Annotated in this window: 16 protein-coding genes and 1 pseudogene; 5 read left to right on the top strand and 12 right to left on the bottom strand. The window is 58.9% G+C overall.

What is annotated here, in order from left to right:
* Nucleotides 1-27: 27 nt before the first annotated feature.
* Together QMZ05_RS06655 and QMZ05_RS06650 are read right to left on the bottom strand one after the other, a co-directional pair.
* Nucleotides 28-1,230 (bottom strand): CaiB/BaiF CoA-transferase family protein, encoded by a 1,203-nt coding sequence (locus QMZ05_RS06655; RefSeq protein WP_353700068.1) that lies wholly within the window; start codon nt 1,228-1,230, stop codon nt 28-30.
* On the bottom strand, nt 1,220-2,188 hold the full coding sequence (locus QMZ05_RS06650; RefSeq protein WP_353700067.1) for a hydroxymethylglutaryl-CoA lyase: 969 nt from the start codon (nt 2,186-2,188) through the stop codon (nt 1,220-1,222). Before QMZ05_RS06650 ends, QMZ05_RS06655 begins: the two co-directional genes overlap by 11 nt.
* Here QMZ05_RS06650 and QMZ05_RS06645 point away from each other — a divergent pair.
* Nucleotides 2,187-3,227, top strand: coding sequence for a LysR substrate-binding domain-containing protein (locus QMZ05_RS06645; RefSeq protein ID WP_353700066.1), 1,041 nt, complete (start codon nt 2,187-2,189; stop codon nt 3,225-3,227). The genes QMZ05_RS06650 and QMZ05_RS06645 overlap by 2 nt on opposite strands.
* A 407-nt stretch (nt 3,228-3,634) precedes the next feature.
* Here the strand turns inward: QMZ05_RS06645 and QMZ05_RS06640 are convergent.
* From QMZ05_RS06640 to QMZ05_RS06630, 3 genes and pseudogenes are all read right to left on the bottom strand, one after another.
* Nucleotides 3,635-4,438 (bottom strand): annotated as a pseudogene (locus QMZ05_RS06640) (ABC transporter substrate-binding protein); the annotation flags it as partial.
* A gap of 56 nt (nt 4,439-4,494) precedes the next feature.
* A complete protein-coding gene (locus tag QMZ05_RS06635; protein ID WP_353700065.1) occupies nt 4,495-4,818 on the bottom strand; it encodes a hypothetical protein in 324 nt (107 codons plus the stop codon).
* Nucleotides 4,815-4,988, bottom strand: coding sequence for a hypothetical protein (locus tag QMZ05_RS06630; protein ID WP_353700064.1), 174 nt, complete (start codon nt 4,986-4,988; stop codon nt 4,815-4,817). The genes QMZ05_RS06635 and QMZ05_RS06630 overlap by 4 nt, the downstream gene beginning before the upstream one ends.
* A gap of 27 nt (nt 4,989-5,015) precedes the next feature.
* On the opposite strand from QMZ05_RS06630, the gene QMZ05_RS06625 reads away from it, so the two are divergent.
* From QMZ05_RS06625 to QMZ05_RS06615, 3 genes are all read left to right on the top strand, one after another.
* Nucleotides 5,016-5,270: a helix-turn-helix domain-containing protein gene (locus QMZ05_RS06625; protein WP_353700063.1), complete on the top strand. Its 255-nt coding sequence runs from the start codon at nt 5,016-5,018 to the stop codon at nt 5,268-5,270.
* Nucleotides 5,270-6,577 (top strand): type II toxin-antitoxin system HipA family toxin, encoded by a 1,308-nt coding sequence (locus QMZ05_RS06620; protein WP_353700062.1) that lies wholly within the window; start codon nt 5,270-5,272, stop codon nt 6,575-6,577. Before QMZ05_RS06625 ends, QMZ05_RS06620 begins: the two co-directional genes overlap by 1 nt.
* 115 nt (nt 6,578-6,692) lie before the next feature.
* Nucleotides 6,693-7,268, top strand: coding sequence for a DUF4411 family protein (locus QMZ05_RS06615; RefSeq protein ID WP_353700135.1), 576 nt, complete (start codon nt 6,693-6,695; stop codon nt 7,266-7,268).
* Here the strand turns inward: QMZ05_RS06615 and QMZ05_RS06610 are convergent.
* The 4 genes from QMZ05_RS06610 to QMZ05_RS06595 form a co-directional block, all read right to left on the bottom strand.
* Nucleotides 7,256-7,696, bottom strand: a complete 441-nt coding sequence (locus QMZ05_RS06610) for a hypothetical protein (RefSeq protein WP_353700061.1) — start codon at nt 7,694-7,696, stop codon at nt 7,256-7,258. The two genes, QMZ05_RS06615 and QMZ05_RS06610, sit on opposite strands and share 13 nt — an antisense overlap.
* A 131-nt stretch (nt 7,697-7,827) precedes the next feature.
* A complete protein-coding gene (locus tag QMZ05_RS06605; protein WP_353700060.1) occupies nt 7,828-8,652 on the bottom strand; it encodes an alpha/beta hydrolase in 825 nt (274 codons plus the stop codon).
* 14 nt (nt 8,653-8,666) lie between these two features.
* Nucleotides 8,667-9,815 carry an LLM class flavin-dependent oxidoreductase gene (locus QMZ05_RS06600; protein WP_353700059.1) on the bottom strand — a complete coding sequence of 383 codons (1,149 nt, stop codon included), beginning with the start codon at nt 9,813-9,815 and terminating at the stop codon, nt 8,667-8,669.
* A 119-nt stretch (nt 9,816-9,934) separates the two neighbouring features.
* A complete protein-coding gene (locus QMZ05_RS06595; protein WP_353700058.1) occupies nt 9,935-10,903 on the bottom strand; it encodes a transporter in 969 nt (322 codons plus the stop codon).
* Between the two features lie 896 nt (nt 10,904-11,799).
* Here QMZ05_RS06595 and QMZ05_RS06590 point away from each other — a divergent pair.
* On the top strand, nt 11,800-12,576 hold the full coding sequence (locus QMZ05_RS06590) for a GntR family transcriptional regulator (protein ID WP_353700057.1): 777 nt from the start codon (nt 11,800-11,802) through the stop codon (nt 12,574-12,576).
* 104 nt (nt 12,577-12,680) lie between these two features.
* On the opposite strand, the gene QMZ05_RS06585 is transcribed toward QMZ05_RS06590, so the two are convergent.
* The 3 genes from QMZ05_RS06585 to QMZ05_RS06575 all read right to left on the bottom strand — a co-directional run bounded on the left by QMZ05_RS06585 (nt 12,681) and on the right by QMZ05_RS06575 (nt 15,668).
* Entirely contained in the window at nt 12,681-13,310 is a 630-nt protein-coding gene (locus QMZ05_RS06585; protein WP_353700056.1) for a cupin domain-containing protein, read from the bottom strand.
* A gap of 149 nt (nt 13,311-13,459) precedes the next feature.
* Nucleotides 13,460-14,248, bottom strand: a complete 789-nt coding sequence (locus QMZ05_RS06580) for a fumarylacetoacetate hydrolase family protein (protein ID WP_353700055.1) — start codon at nt 14,246-14,248, stop codon at nt 13,460-13,462.
* A 160-nt stretch (nt 14,249-14,408) separates the two neighbouring features.
* Complete coding sequence (locus QMZ05_RS06575) at nt 14,409-15,668, bottom strand: flavin reductase (protein WP_353700054.1); 1,260 nt, start codon at nt 15,666-15,668, stop codon at nt 14,409-14,411.
* Nucleotides 15,669-15,762: the final 94 nt, after the last annotated feature.

Raw genomic sequence — 15,762 nt, 5'->3', positions numbered from 1 at the left:
TTGTATTTTCATTATTGGCTTGTTGCGCTATGAGCTCGCCGCAAGCACCCGATCGCCCTTCAGCCGGTCGATCTCGGCCCGATCGAAACCGGCTTCCGCCAGGATCTCGTCGGCATGTTCGCCGAGACGCGGCGGCTGACGGGTCAGCCCGGGCCGTTCGCGGCCGGCGCCGAATTCGACCGGCATCGCGGGAAGCCGCGTCATCTCCGTTGCGCCCTCGGGATTGCGGATCTCGACATCGATCAGCCCGCCATGGCTGAGCAGATGCGGATCGTCGAACAGATCTGTCGGCCGGCCCACCGGTGCCCATGAGACGGACGCGCGCTCGCAGCGCTCGGCGATCACAGCCTTCGACAGCGGCGCAAGCGCCTCCTGCACGGCTGGGATCAGCCAGCTGCGATGGCTCGCCCGCATCACGTTGGTGGCGAGATCCGGATTCTCGCAGAGCGCGGCAAGCTCGAACGCCTCGGTGAACCTGCTCCATTGCTGGTCGCTGGTGACACCAATGAAGATCTGATCGTCGCTGGTGTTGAAGACGTCGTAGATCGCCCAAGCATGACGGCGCTCCGGCATCGGCCTTGGCTGGTGGCCGCTCGCGACCGAGCCCGCCATATGCGTGACCATGAAGAAGGCCGCACTCTCGAACAGCGCACTGCTGATGCGCTGGCCTCGCCCCGTCGCGTCGCGCTCGCGCAGCGCCGCGAGCGCTGCGGTGACGCCGAAGATGGCGCCGCTGATGTCGTTGACCGATGCCCCCGCGCGCAGCGGCCGCCCCGCAGGACCGGTCATATAGGCCAGCCCGGCCTGAAACTGCACAACCTCGTCGAGCGCCGGCCGATGCTCGTAGGGACCTGCGAGAAAGCCCTTGAGCGCCAGGTAGATCAAACCTGGATTGAGCGCTTCCAGATCCGCGTACCCGCACCCCAGCCGTTCCATCGTGCCCGGTGCGTAATTCTCGATCAGGATATCGGCATCCTTCACCAGGCGATGCACGGTCGCCCGCCCGTCGGGATGTTTCAGGTTGATCGCAATGCTGCGCTTGTTGCGATTGAAGCCGGCGAAGAAACCTGCGCCGAAGCCCGGTAGGCGGCGCGTATGATCGCCGTCCGGCGCGGGCTCGACCTTGATCACGTCGGCGCCGAGATCGGCGAGAATCAAGCCGGCGCAGGGGCCCATGATGGTGTGGCTGAATTCGAGGACCTTCAGCCCCGTGAGCGGTTTAGTGGACACCTGACGCATTCCTTCGGAATGAATTGAGACTGCCAGCATGGAGCAACTCGCTCGGCAGTTGGTGCCCGACGATCTCTTCCGCCATGCGTCCGACCTCGATCAGCGCGTCGAGATCGACGCCGGTGCGGATCCCCATCTCCTCGCACAGCAGCACCAGTTCCTCGGTGCAGATGTTTCCGGCGGCGCCCTTGTGCGCGGCGAACGGACAACCGCCCAGCCCGCCGACGGTGGAATCGAAGCGCGTCACGCCCATGCGAAGTCCTGCCATCGCATTGGCGATCGCAAGGCCGCGGGTGTCATGCAGATGCAGCGTGATCTGCTGATACGGCCATTTGCCGCGGACCTCGCCGAGCAGCCGTTCGACCCGCTGCGGCGTCGCCCATCCCATGGTGTCCGACAACGAGATGCTGCCGATCGCGACGCCGCATTCATCGGCGATATCAAAACCGTCCTGAAGCGTCGCCAGCACCTGCGACGGCGCAATGTCGCCCTGGAAATTGCAGCCGAACGCCGCCATGACGCCGATCCGCCGGACGGGAATATTCTTCGACAGATGCAGGCGGGTCTGCTTGCGCATCGCTTCGAGATTTTCGACGTGGCTGCGATGCAAATTCTTGCGGGTGAAGGCATCGGACGCCGACAGCGAGATCGAGCCCAGAAGCGTCAGCTTGTCCGCGAACGCAAGCGCGCGATCGAGCCCCTTGTCGTTGAACCACAGTCCGACATAGTGGACGCCGCTCGCCGGCCGAAAGCCCGCGACGACGTCATCCGCATCGGACCATCCCGGGACCAGACGAGGATTGACGAAGGAGCACACCTGGATGTGACGAAGTCCGGTTTGCGCCAGCGCCTCGATCAGGCGAATCTTGTCGGCGGAGGCAATCGGTCCGGGCTCGATCTGGAATCCCTCGCGCGGCCCCTCCTCCTGGATCTCCACTTCGTTCGGCAGGTCTCCCATGCATCCATCCTCCATCGGCATGGCGGCGACGGGGTCGCCGGCCGTCCGCAATCGTCGGCGCCTCCCGGCAGAAAATGGCAGCGGAGGTGATATTTCGTCCAATATTTATTTGACGACCTCAGCTATTTATTTGTTAAATAGCAGAATGGACATCCGCCGGCTTCGCTATTTCATCGCGGTCGCTGAAGAACTGAATTTCAGCAGGGCTGCGCGCCGGCTCAACCTCAGCCAGCCACCGCTCAGCCTGCAGATCAAGGCCCTCGAACATGAAGTGGGTGCGCCGCTGTTTCTGCGGCAGCGCCGGGGCGTCGAACTGACCCAGGCCGGACAGGTCCTGCTGGCGCAGGCGCGCAAGGCGCTGGCACAACTCGACGACGCCATGGGAACGGCGCAGCGGGCCGCGCGCGGAGAAGCCGGTCTGCTGCGCGTCGGATACACCGGCTCGGCTCCAATCCATGCGTCGTTCTCAAAGATCCTTCGCCGCTTCTCGCGCGCATATCCAGAGATCCGTCTCGAACTGCTGCACGCCTCGACCAGCGAGCAGGCCGAGATGTTGACGGAGCGGCGGCTTGACCTCGGTTTCCTGCGACCGTCTCCGGTGTTTCCGCTCCCGAGGACGATGACGCTTCGCGAGCTGTGGCCCGATCCGCTGGAGCTGTTTGCGCCGAAGGATCATCCGCTGCTCCGCAAACGCGGAGCCATTGCGGTGCAGGCGTTGGCGCAACAGCCGTTTATTTTCTTCTCAAATGCCAGCCGGCGCGGCCTCAATGGCCACGTGGTTCATTTGTGCAGCAGCGCGGGATTCGTGCCGCATATGGCTCAGGAAGCCGAAGACGGCGGCGCCATCCTTGGCCTCGTCGCCGCAGGCTTCGGCGTCGCCGCGCTGCCGAAATGCTACGGTCAGATCGCAGTGCGCGACGTCGTCCAACGCCCGCTGGCCTCGCCCGCATCGACCAGCCACGTCTGCCTTGCATACAATCAGGACCGCACGTCCGATCAGCTGATGCGATTTGTCGGGCTGGCGTCGAGCACCGTATAGCCATCCAACTATCAGATGGACCGCATCTCGAGGCTGGGCTTGATTCACTCAACGGCCCGACACCGTATACCTGCGGCCCGCAGGTGATGATCGTGGCCGTGCCGCTATACATCGTTTCCGCCTAGGCACCGTAGACGCCCGTGTTACGGTCGTGGACGTACGCGCCGCGCATACCAAGTCAGCTCAAGAACGGTGACAGCTTCGATGCTATGGCGTCCCCCATCTCGACCGTCGAGATATACTTGCCGCCGATTGCTATATAGTGCGCGCATCGGAAACCGCGCGTTCGACCAAATCCGGTTCTTTCGGCAAGCCGAGCGAGAAGCGAAGCATCAGAGGCTCGACTCTTGACGGCAGGTTATCCGCTGCGCGAGGCGGGCTTCGCCCATCCGTCCCCGCAGCTGCCCTTATCTCACCAGCGAGCACCCGCCATCGGCCTGCGGGCGGAACGCCTGGTCGGCCGGGATGGTCGCGATCAGCTTGTAATAGTCGTAGGGGTACTTCGACTCTTCCGGCTTCTTCACCTCGAACAGATACATCGGGTGGATGACGCGGCCGTCCTGGCGGATGGTGACGTCGCCGAACAGTTTGTCCTTGCCCTTGAAGGTCTTCATCTGCGGCACCACGACCTTGGCATCGTCGCTGCCGGTGACGGCAACCGCGTTGAGATAGGCGAGCGTCGAGGCGTAGACGCCGGCCTGGTTGCCGCTCGGCATCTTGCCGTTCATGCCGGGACGCGCGGCAAAGCGCTTTGCAAAGGCGCGGGTGTCGTCGTCCGTGTCCCAGTAAAACGCCTCGAGCAGTTGCAGACCTTGCGCGACCTTCAGTCCCATGCCGTGGATATCGTTCACGAACAAGAGGAACGCGACCATGGTCTGGCCGCTCTGCTGGATGCCGAACTCGGCTGCCTGCTTCACCGCGTTGATGGTGTCGCCGCCGGCATTCGCGAGGCCAATCACTTTGGCCTTGGAGTTCTGCGCCTGCAGCAGGAAGGAGGCGAAGTCGGAGGTGCCGAGCGGATGCTTGCTGGAGCCGAGCACCTTGCCGCCGTGCTTCTCGATGTAATTGGTTGCCTCGGCCTCGATGCCCTTGCCCAGCGCATAATCGACCGTGACGAAATATCAGTCCTTGCCGCCGCGCTGCATCATTGCGGCCGCCGTGGTGTCGCCGGTCGCCCAGGCGTCGTTGACCCATTGAATGGCGTTCGGCGAGCGACGAGTCCTACTATGCACTCTTAAATGAAGGCCGCGGCCGAGAATATGACCGCTCATGCCGCCGGCGTGATAGCTGTGCCGACGACGTTGCTGCCCTCCTCCTGGAATGGCATGCTGCCCTTTACCCGTGCAGTGGGGGATCGATGAACAGGCTTCAGAAATTCGTTGAGGAAGGCGCTGTCGGCGAAGGGCCGGGTCGCACTGCTTACGTCCTCGATCGGGCAAAGTTGCCCAAGGCGAACACAGGTTTCGAATGGCGCGTCGTCAGCGACTTCCGACCTGGCGAAGCTATATTGGCCGATCAAGGCCTGAAAACCGTATTCCAGCGGGCACTTCAACACGGCTTCGCGGTAGTGTCGCGCGGATAGCGTGCTCACCGGTAACCGCGTGCTAGAACGAGCCGGATCGACACGACGGCCGGATTGTTGACCCGCTTGCCGTCTCGATCGGCCTTTTCTGGTTGATCGACGCGTCGTTCGTAGTGAGCGGCCAGCTGTAACAGGCGCTTCTTGATGGTCGGGTCAGCTTGTTCAGCAAGCGCCCGCACGGTCCGCGCCCTCTCTCGGAGGTCCACATGACTCAACAGATCGCGCGAACCGAGAAGCAACTTGGCGCTATCTTGCGCCGAGCTCGCAAGAAAGCCGGACTGACACAAGCTGATCTGGGAAAAAACATCCACCTGCGTCAGGCAACTGTGTCCCGGCTGGAAGGAGGGGCGCCCGCTATTCAGCTTCGTACCGTCATGGAAGCGCTGGCGGCGCTTGATCTCGAGCTGGTGGTCCGCCCGCGGAGCAAAGCCAGCGCAACCGATATTGAGGATATCTTTTGATGGGCCGCCCGAGAGCCAATGCGCCGTTAAACGTATTCGTAAACGGACGCCATGCAGGGGTGTTCAACCGCGAGACCAGTGGGGCCGTCGAATTCCGATACGATCGCAACTGGCTTGCCTGGGAGTCAACCTTCCCGATTTCGCTCTCATTGCCGCTTCGTGAGGACCGCTACATCGGCGCTCCCGTGATCAATGTGTTCGACAATCTTCTGCCGGACAGTGAGCCGATACGAAGACGTGTCGCCGAGCGTGTCGGCGCAGCCGGTACCGATGCCTACAGCATGCTCACGGCCCTCGGCCATGACTGCGTGGGCGCGCTCCAGCTTCTGCCGGAAGGCGTCGATCCAGGCCAAGCTGGAATGATCGATGGCAAACTCGTCAACGACGCCGAGGTCGCCTACATCATCCAGAACCTGGCCACAGCGCCGCTCGGCCTCGGTGAGGACGACGATTTTCGTATCTCACTCGCCGGCGCTCAGGAGAAGACGGCCTTGCTGCGCCGTGACGGCAAATGGTACAAGCCCGTTGGCACCGTGGCGACGACGCACATTCTGAAGCCGCAGATCGGACGTCTGCCTAACGGAGTCGATCTCTCAAACAGCGTCGAAAACGAGTACTTCTGCCTCAAGCTGATAGCGGCCCTCGGCATACCCGCGGCGAGCGCGGAAATCGCAAAATTCGGCGGGCGGCGCACGCTCGTCGTCGAGCGGTTTGATCGCCGTTGGACCAAAGACAGGCGCTTGCTGCGCCTGCCACAAGAGGATTGCTGCCAGGCCCTATCCGTACCACCAACACGAAAATATCAGTCCGACGGTGGTCCGGGCATGAGAGAAATTCTGGAATTGCTGAAAGGTAGCGATGCTCCAACGGAGGATCTGGCAACATTCATGCGCGCCGGCGTTGTGTTCTGGCTGATTGGCGCAACAGATGCACATGCCAAGAACTTCAGCGTATTTCTCAATCCAGGAGGTCGTTTCCGTCTCACACCGCTCTATGACGTACTCAGCGCGCAACCAAGCCTGGATACGAAGCAGATTCAGCCGTTCAAGCTCGCGATGTCTATTGGCAAGAGCCGCCACTACACGATCAATGAGATACTGCCGCGCCATTTCGTACAAACCGCTGAAATGTCCGGCGTCGGAACTCCCGTCGTCCGGGCCATCTTTGACGATCTCGCGAACAGATTCGAAGCAGCCTTTGCTGAGGTTCTGAAGGCGTTACCTGAGCGCTTTCCAAAACAGCTGACCGATTCGATCCGGATTGCTGCCCTTCACCGGATCGAACGCCTCAGCAAAGACATTTCGTAGCCAATCCAAGTGCGTATTCGATCTACCTTCGCGAAGCCAGAGCGCGTGGGTTCCTCGGTCGCCGGCGGCGCTCTCCCACAAGACCTCGACGTCCGAAAGAGCGCACCGCTTCGCCGTGATTGGCCGGCGATCTACCAGATACGAGCGCGCTGATCGCCGCCTGGTACGAACGCTACAAGCCGAACCGTTTCCGAAGCTATGGGAGCAACTGGACCAGCTCGTCACCGACGGCCGGCTGGTTTCCTCGACACTGGTCCTTCGGGAATGCAACAAACAACGTTCTGAGGAGCTTCACGGTTGGCTAAAGTCGCGTGAGACCATGTTCATTACGCCTGACGAAGTGGTGCAGCGGTGCAGCAGCAGGTCAACCACATCGTCAACACCTACACAGGCCTGGTATCGGCGGGCAAAAAGCCAACCCGTTCGTCATCGCGTTTGCCAAGGTGCAAGTCTAAACGATCGTTACCGAGGAGACCGGCATCGGCAGCATCGGCAAGGCTCCGGTGTCTGTAACGACATGGAGGTCAACTGCATCAACCTGATCCAGTTGATCGTCGCAGAGGACTGGGTGTTATGTGACCCTATGTTTACCGATCGATCCACGAGCAACAAACACCAGACTGACTGCACCCATAGGTACTCGCTGGGACCCCGAGCCACACTTCTTAATCAAGTTAATCAAGGCGCATAAAAACTCATCGCAGCGGCTATCATAAGAATAAGCCCGAAGAATGAGAAACCAACGGCATTGACGTCAAATTCAACGTGTCGACCCATAATGGTCCGATGAGCGAAAGGTAGATAGCCCTTCTCGTCGTAAAAGGCACCGCCAAAGCGCTTGACGCTGAACGCCGCAGAGAAGAATCCGATAATGATGCAGGCTAGGATAGCACAACTAACGGCGAGGCTTTCGCTGCTCGGCTTCCTCCAAATTATGTACATGTTCAACAGTCCAAGGCAGCCATAGCTGAGCACCTGCCAGACGACATGAAAGCGCGCGTGTCCTATCCACAGTGGATTTGTCGCATGGGTCTTGTTCAGATCCGCGATTAGCGGAGCTCCAGTGATCAGAAGATTGGCGAAAGTCAGCATGATCTGGGCTTGCATGAATGTAGACATATTGGGATCTCCATATCGAACGGTCGCGCAACTCATCACAGTAGAAGCGCCAATTTCGCGTCGGCTGCGGTCCAACTGGCGAGAGCGGATCGATAATCGGAGCACATCCTGACTCCGATCTCACAATTTCTTCAGCCGAGCTCTCCGATGAATCTCGTCACGCTTTCGGCAAAGCGCTCCGGTTGCGTGTTCTGAAGATCATGAGTACCCTCAGGCCAAAGCTCCGTTCGGGCCAGAGGCGCGTACTGAAGGAACTGATCCTTAGCATGGGGATGGATGACTTCGTCCTGCTCCGACAGTATCCACATGATAGGGCATTTCAGCGTCCGCACTCGCTCTTTCAGCTCCTCGTCATGCAAGTTGACGAGATGCTGGAACAGACGCAATCGATTGCGCATCTGTTCTCTGAAAAAATCAACGTCGGCCCAGGGCTTGCGCGGGTGAATTGAAGGAGCAGGACTCTTGTCGATCATCGGAAGGACATCGGCCAGACGAACGCTTCCGGTTCCTAGCGCGGCAAATGTGTGGAACATTTCGGGGGACCGCGCGGCGCTTGCGTCAAGGAAGTTCATCGGAGCCTCGAGCGTAAGCGACAGGGTCTCCTTATGTCTTTCCAACGCAAGCCACATGGCGGCGAAGCCGCCGATCGAGGTGCCTAGCACATGGTAGCTGTGTTCGCCCATCGCTTCCAGCGCTCGGCCCAACAATGATGCCAGCTCCTTATGGTCGATCGTACCCAACAAGTCGTCGTTTGGACCAAAGCCAGGCGGATTCAGCTCGATCACTTTGAAGCGTCTCGCCAGCAAATCCTTCGCCGTGGACATCTCAGCACCAGCCGAGCCGGGCACGCTGACAAGCGTGGGTCCCTCGCCTGCAACCGCATACAGGATGTTATATCTATCGACCGTTACATGATGCCGCGCAAAACCCGAACCTGGGATGTGGAAGTCGGACATAGCTCGGCTCCCGCTTAGGCCATGATCGAGTCGAGACTAGTTGACGCAACGATAGGCATAACCTGCTCCCAGAGCCGGTAATGGTGCGCGAGCTCGGAATAGTCGAAGGACGCCGGGTGATAGGCGCAGAGATTGCCGGCACCAGTGCGGCGACACTGATCGATGAGACGTTCCGCGACGGTCGTCGGCGAGCCGAAGATGAACTCATCGTTCATATCGACCATGCCCGTATCGAAGACGGAGAATCCTTTCTTGGTCTCTGTCTGCCCCATAAGCGCTGACGCGAATTGCGCATCCTTCACACCGGAAGCCGCTACACCCTCCGGTATGGCCCTGCCCAGCAACCTCGTTATCCGATCGGCGAGCGGGAGGAATGCTTCTTCCTGGTGACGCCGCGACGCTTGTAACGTCTTCTCGTGCAGCTCGGCTGCCTCCGTATCGGATTCGGCGATCAGAACGGAACGGCGGATGGCCATATCGTCGGGCGAGACCCGGCGGCCTTCAGCAGCCATCTGGTCCCGGTAGGCATCGAACACTTTGGTCATATTCGCCACGGACTGGTAGCCACAAGCGATCTTCATGTCGCGCCTGGCAGCGGCATTGGCCGCCCCCTCCGTGTAAATGGCCATCCACTCCCGCCGACGCGCCGGGCGCTTGCGGCGAGGCATTGAATAGAGCTCGTCGTATTGATAGAACTTACCTTGATGGCTGACGAGCTTGCTCTCTCGAGCAGCCGCCATGAAGTCTAGCATTTCCGTGAACCGCGGCCGGATCTCGTCCTGTGGGATGTTGACGAAAAGATATTCAGGAGCGATGCCGCTGGCGTAGCCGATCTCAAGCCGATCGCCGCAAAGATAGTCGAGCATCGCCAATTCCTCTGCAATCCGGAAGGGTTGGTGGAACGGCAGAACGTTACCCATTACGCCAAGGCGCAGCCTTTTCGTTCGCTGAGCCGCCGCCGCGATGACGAGATTTGGACACGGTATCAGAGCGGCCAAGAAGTGATGCTCGCTGAAGAAGACGCCTTCAAATCCGATGCGATCGAGCGTTTCGATGACCTTCATATTGCTCTCGAACGCCTGCTGAACGACGACTTCGTCCTCGTAACTGCTCGGGCGGGTCCCTTGGGCATTCCAGAATTCGAAACTCCAGATTTTGATCATTGGTAACTCCATCTTTGCGACACGAGAAACGGCGAACGTACCCACGTCGGATTTAATTCGTTGAGCGGTAGAACTCAGACTGGCTCACCGAGCGGAACACTGCTCTCGACTATCAAACGTCAGAAGAGCTTGGTTGCGACCCGCAACACCAAGCCGTTCGCCGCTACCGCGTTCTGCCCCGTGACCGCGAAGAGGCCTTTGAGGGTAACGTTCCACGGCCGATCAGCCGCCAGGAAGTCATAGGAAACGATCGGTCCCAAAAAGAGTCCGACGGCCCTGTTGCCGCCGTTCGGAGCCGTGACGCCCGCGACTAGATCGTCTTCGATCTGGAGATAGCTTGTTCCGGTGAGGCCGAATTGCCATTGGTTTACACGCTGCGTGATCGCAAAATCGGCGCTCACGACATTTCCGCTCTGATAGTCGGTGGCGTGATTCTTGGTATAGTTATTGAAGAATACCCGAGCGCTGAACTCGGTCGCATCTCCGAGTCCCGGGCCTAGAATGCTCGGAGCCGTGTAGGTGAGCGCGACATTAGGCGCAATGTCGTACATGTTGCCGCCCAGATTGACGAGTTGCGCTGAATTGTACGCCCCCGTCGGAAAGTTAATGCCCAACCCGAACATCACGTTCAGCCCATAGCGGATAAGGGGGTTGTTCGGAGACGCGGGCACCCCACTCGGAAAATATCGAGACCAGACAAACACGTCGGAATACAGGTCGCCGAGACCTTCAGAACAACTCTTCGGTCCCGGCTGGAAGCCGAAACAGGTTCTGCCTGCACTTGCAAAGATCGACGACCCGATTGACCCGCCCAAGACCTGCGCCGAATAGACAACTACAAGTCCAGTCCCAAGCGCTCCGGAACGTCCTTGAGCGTCGAAATCCTGGTTCGCCCCCCAGAATGTCGGGAAATCCAGTCCCATTCCCACGCCGACGCCATAAACACCAGGGGGCGGCAACTCGGCTTGCCTGATGTCGGTCCCGCCGATCGGTCCCGCGGGCCTTATGCTTTCGTCACCCCAAGCCAAGGCAGAGAAAAGCGATAGTGAAGTCGTTACTGCTAAAGCGAGCGTCGTCCCTCGTTTCATCGTGTCCTCCCTCATTGTTTGGGCCCGCCTAAAGGGGGCCTCCCGGCATCGCGTCCCAAATCAGCGGTCTCTTATAGGCGCCGCCATGTGACTTTTGATATATCACCGATGAACGACTGTAAAGCGGTTACTAACCTATTTTTCGCCACAGATCGGATTGAAATATCACCAACCAAATGTCGAACGAGAGTCACATCCTACGTAGGAGGAAAGGCGCTGCAATTGAGCGGTATGTCGACTTGACCGGCTAAACGCGCAAACGTGGAAGAGAGAGATACTCGGGGGATGTGAGCAGGCTCATAGCGATACTACTGAAATCGGAACGGCCAGCTTGCGCAGGGCTGATCCGCGCGATCGATAACGATCGATAATATCTGATGGCGGATATCCACAATTGTTCCGCGAGCTTAAGGATTTTAGCTGCTGATTGCCGTCTACATTTTTGTCAGCAAGGTGTTTCTGCATCAGTCGGCTTGGGTAAACCTTCACGCAAAGCGACTATGTTGCAAAATCTTGATGCCTAAGGCTTTTCAACCCCGTTTCGGCGCGCGAGAATGTTCGGCGCTGCGCAGATGGGGTTGAGCACGAAGTGGCGCGATCCAGCGAGGGACACACCGGTCTATGGTCAAGATATCTAAGCGGCCGAATCCATCGAGCAGAAAACTGATCTTGCTGGAAATTATGCGTGTTTCCTCGCCTTAAGTTCTTACATATATAGTGCGAGTTACTACAGACATATCTTGCGCCCGGCAAAGACGGGTGTGCGAAGGCGGCACTGAACTTCAGTTACCACCAGCGTATGGTGACAAAGGAAGCGAGCTTGATGAAATCCGAGGGCTTTCCACGTTTTTCCTGTTGTAGGCCGACCAGTGAATCCGGGCCAGGGCGAGTTTAGCATGAAAGTTCGCACTGCAAGTGGGAGCCGAGCTAAGCCGATCGCGCGAACGAATACTCACGGTTCATCGGTCACCAAATCCCCGATTGGCAGACCGAAGGCTCGGCTGGGGAGCGGCGAGCGAGAGATCGCACCTCCCGTGCAGAGGCAATCTCTTGCTGACAAAGCATACGCAGAGCTCCGGAGAAGGATCGTCACCCTAGAATTGGCGCCAGGGACCTGGTTCAAGGAAAGAGAGATCGCCGTCGAGACAGGCTTCGGCGCGATGCCGCTTCGCGAGGCTCTCGATCGGTTGGAGCAGGACGGTCTAGTTCAAGTAGTGTCTCGTCGCGGCACACTGGTCACTCCGATGACCGTCAAATACATTCGTGACTTCTTCGATGTGTGGCGACCACTTGTCATTTCGCTGTGCCGTATGGCATGCACGCGAGCTACGGAGGATCAGATCCACGAGATCACGCGCGACATAGAAGAGCTTGAACGCACACTGAACCGGTCGGAGCGAGACCCCAAAGTGCTCGAGTTGACCATGGGTCTGTTTGATAAGACGATCGCCGCCGCTGACAACGAGCACTTCGCCGTGATCTGGCGCAGATTGTCGGGAATTAATGAGCGAATCTTTCGAGCAGCGCTCGGCAAGGATCCCGGGATTTCGCGATCACTCGTCGTGCAGGGACGTCAGGCCGATGCCTGGCGGTCGCGTGATGTCGACTCGGTAACCGAGCTAGCCGAGCAATATATAGCCACCGCACGAGCGAGCGTGCTTCGGTTACTCTGAATACACCAAGGCCCACTCCGGAACGATTCTCTTGGTTGCCACGATGATCGGGATTGCAGAGGCAAATGCCGATCTGTCCCGCAAAGCCGGGGGCTCGCTTTGAACTAGACAGGCAATTCCCGCAACAGCTCTGCTTCCTTGTCGTGGATAGTGACTGCGTAGTCGAAGATTTCGCCCGCGTTAGGCTCTGGCACTAGAAAGCTGACGTGACGCTCAACGACACGGGAGGCATTGAAGTTGCGGTGCACGACGCCAGGCGGAAGGAATACGAGTGTGTGCGCGCCAGCTTTCGTACGTCGGCCGCCAATTTCGAGCGTCATCTCTCCTTCTAGTATCAGATATATCTGAGCGAAGGTATGGATGTGATAGTCGGGACTGCCGGCACCTGGCTGTACTTCGAGCAAATTGATGCGCATCGAATGCGCTCCTTGCGCGCGATCCATAACGGTTTGATATGCAAAGCCGTGCCCCTCGAAGCGTCTGTCGTCGACGGTGACAACTCTAGCGCCACCATCAATGGCTGTGGTCGGTGCAGTAGAGGCGAGCGGAGCCTCAATCTCGACCCAAACAGCATTGGGCTCACCAACTAGTGAAGCGACCACACCCGCCGGGATGAACACGAATTCGCCGGCACAAACCTCGTTATGGATTGCTTCGCCTGCAAGCCGCGCCGTGCCGGCCAACAACAGAGCGAAGCGCTCGACGTTATCGATCGATCGGGGCGACGTTTGCACGCCTCCGCATCGAAGTCGCATGGTGCAACCAGCCCCGTCATCCTGCGAGAGGAGCCAGTTATTTGGATCCGAATGTAGCCCGCTCGGTTCGAATGATCTCACGTAACGCATGGTGGTTTCTCTCTGGCCAAAGTCGGCAATTGCATGAGTCAGCGTAGTCGGACGCACACGGTACCGAGCGTGGCAAACTCAAGGTGAGCGAAGTTGTTGTCGGGGGTAATCCGCTGTGGTGGCGCGAGACTTCCGGTCAGGAGAATTTGCCCGGCATGCAGCTTCTCCCCGATCCTATGAAGCCCGGCGGCCATCGCCGAGATGACTTTCAGTGGACTCCCCATCGCCTCGAAGCCTGCGGCCGCGGCCCGCGCTTCACCATCGATCCCGACCAGACAAGCCTCAAGCCGAGGATCAATTCGATGCACGGAAGTGACCCGAGAACCGAGCACGACGTATCCGCCGGCGGCCTTTTGGACCGCGATGAGGTGTGGCCAGCTGTAATGGCCTTCCAGCACACCAGGGCGCAGCGGCGCGACTTCGATCGCCGGTAGAACTCCGTCCATGGCTGCCAGAACGTCTGTGGGCGTCAAGTTCGGACCCTCAAGGTCGCGGCCAAGCAGAAGGGCCATTTCACTCTCGATGAAGGCGGCATCGCAATCCAACTTGATTTCGTCTCCATCAGTGCACGCGATCGACGCGAGGAGCGTGCCGATCATTGGCCGGGGAGCATCGGGAAACAGCTTGCGAATGCCCGATGAAGTGAAGGAAGCCTGATGGCCGATAATCCGATCGCCGGCGGCGACGCGGCGTCGCTTGACCGCCAGCTGGACAGCAAGCGCTTCGTCGTGTGTGATGTCAGACTTTAGCTTACTTATGTCCCGGAGAGGGTCGGCGTCGATACCAGCTTGATCGATATGCGCCACAAGGTCGTCGAATGTCGTCATAAACGTCTTTCTCCCCCGAGTGATTGGACGGGGCTGCCTGCAGCCTGGTTATCGGTGTCGTCGGACGGAGGTAGGCGTGACTATGGAAAATCCGACTGTATGCCGCGTCATCGCATCCACATATTGCGAGAATCGGCCAAACCCATCCTACTTTCTCCCCTTACGCCGGGGTCGGATATCCATATTCGGAGTGACAAGGTGACGCGTGTTCTGTGGTGTTTTGAGTCGGACGGAAGTCGCGGTAACGATTATCGCAGGGCATATGATGCTCTGCTGCATCGTCATGCTTCGTGGGGCTTGCACTCTCAAGCACGGACAGGACGAGATCTCGGGAGTCCTGCACGAACCGCTGAACGAGCGACATCACGGTCGGATGATCGCGCTCTCTGACTGCAACGATGAAATCCCGGGTTATCGCAATCGCGGGCGGCGCTAAGGCATGGTCGAACGCGATACGCCATAGGCGCTCGTTGACACCTGACATTCGCCTCCACAATGCCAGGTAGTGTTCGTTGTCAGCCATTTCTAGCATCAGCTCGAATAGCCGCTGGCAGCAATCTAGCCAAAGATCGCCTGTCTGTGTGCCAGCCTCCCAGGCACGTAGTTCGTCGCTCAACGACCTACAAATGTCATTGACGACCTTCTGCGAGGCTTTGCGCACAGCTAACGAGAATAACGATGGCGCGATGGACTCCAGCACATCGAATGAGTCTTTTACGTGCTTCGGAGTAATCGGCACGACCTGGTAACTGCCAAACGGCATGGCGGTCACAAGGCCCTGCGCGCAAAGCCGATCCAGTGCCTCCCGGATTGCCATGGCGCTCAAGCCGATCTCGCCCAGGAGATCGCCCTCCTTGAATCGACCGCCCGAAGGGATCCTCATCGATACGATGCGCGATCGGAGCGCGCGGTAGGCCTGCTCGGTCGCCGAAGATAGCCCTGCATACCTGCCCTCATGGAACAGGAGCGGTTCGCCTTCGCGGTGATAGAACGCCTTCACTTTACCAACCATGATCACGTGGTCGCCGCCGTCGTATGCGGCATAGCGAGCGCATTGCAGCACCCCTACGCAGCCCGCCAGAATGGGAACGCCTCCGAGCCCCTCATCGAGAGCTAAACCGGAAAATCGCTCCTCCGAATTGGAAGCGAACCTGACTGAAAGATCCACCTGATCCTTCGATAGAACGTGAATGGCCCAGCGCGCGGCGTTGCTGAAGACATCACAAAGTCCACTCTTCCGCCTTACGCTCCACAATACGAGCGGCGGATCGAGAGAAACGGAGTTGAAACTGCTGGCAGTCATGCCGACACGCCTTCCATCGGGGGCCCGCGAGGTGACTACGGTAACGCCAGTTGGAAAGCTGCCGAGCACCCTTCGGAAGCCATGAGAATCAAACGGCTCGTGAACGAACCCAGTCATGCCGTCTCCATTTGTGATATATCAAATACTTTATGACTAAACGCCGGTCTCGGGTTTTATGCAAGAGAAAATAAAGGGACTTTAAAACAAAACA

This window comes from Bradyrhizobium sp. INPA03-11B (genome assembly GCF_040446015.1).
Taxonomy (GTDB): Bacteria; Pseudomonadota; Alphaproteobacteria; order Rhizobiales; family Xanthobacteraceae; genus Bradyrhizobium; species Bradyrhizobium macuxiense_A.
This window is presented reverse-complemented; position numbering and strand designations above follow the sequence as displayed.

What these genes read in the sequence shown, in the direction of transcription:
- QMZ05_RS06590 (WP_353700057.1), top strand. Translation starts at nt 11,800, where the DNA reads ATGAAAGTTCGCACTGCAAGTGGGAGCCGAGCTAAGCCGATCGCGCGA.
- QMZ05_RS06620 (WP_353700062.1), top strand. Translation starts at nt 5,270, where the DNA reads ATGGGCCGCCCGAGAGCCAATGCGCCGTTAAACGTATTCGTAAACGGA.
- QMZ05_RS06580 (WP_353700055.1), bottom strand. Translation starts at nt 14,248, where the DNA reads ATGACGACATTCGACGACCTTGTGGCGCATATCGATCAAGCTGGTATC.
- QMZ05_RS06575 (WP_353700054.1), bottom strand. Translation starts at nt 15,668, where the DNA reads ATGACTGGGTTCGTTCACGAGCCGTTTGATTCTCATGGCTTCCGAAGG.
- QMZ05_RS06600 (WP_353700059.1), bottom strand. Translation starts at nt 9,815, where the DNA reads ATGATCAAAATCTGGAGTTTCGAATTCTGGAATGCCCAAGGGACCCGC.
- QMZ05_RS06605 (WP_353700060.1), bottom strand. Translation starts at nt 8,652, where the DNA reads ATGTCCGACTTCCACATCCCAGGTTCGGGTTTTGCGCGGCATCATGTA.
- QMZ05_RS06595 (WP_353700058.1), bottom strand. Translation starts at nt 10,903, where the DNA reads ATGAAACGAGGGACGACGCTCGCTTTAGCAGTAACGACTTCACTATCG.
- QMZ05_RS06650 (WP_353700067.1), bottom strand. Translation starts at nt 2,188, where the DNA reads ATGGGAGACCTGCCGAACGAAGTGGAGATCCAGGAGGAGGGGCCGCGC.
- QMZ05_RS06645 (WP_353700066.1), top strand. Translation starts at nt 2,187, where the DNA reads ATGCATCCATCCTCCATCGGCATGGCGGCGACGGGGTCGCCGGCCGTC.
- QMZ05_RS06610 (WP_353700061.1), bottom strand. Translation starts at nt 7,696, where the DNA reads ATGTCTACATTCATGCAAGCCCAGATCATGCTGACTTTCGCCAATCTT.
- QMZ05_RS06625 (WP_353700063.1), top strand. Translation starts at nt 5,016, where the DNA reads ATGACTCAACAGATCGCGCGAACCGAGAAGCAACTTGGCGCTATCTTG.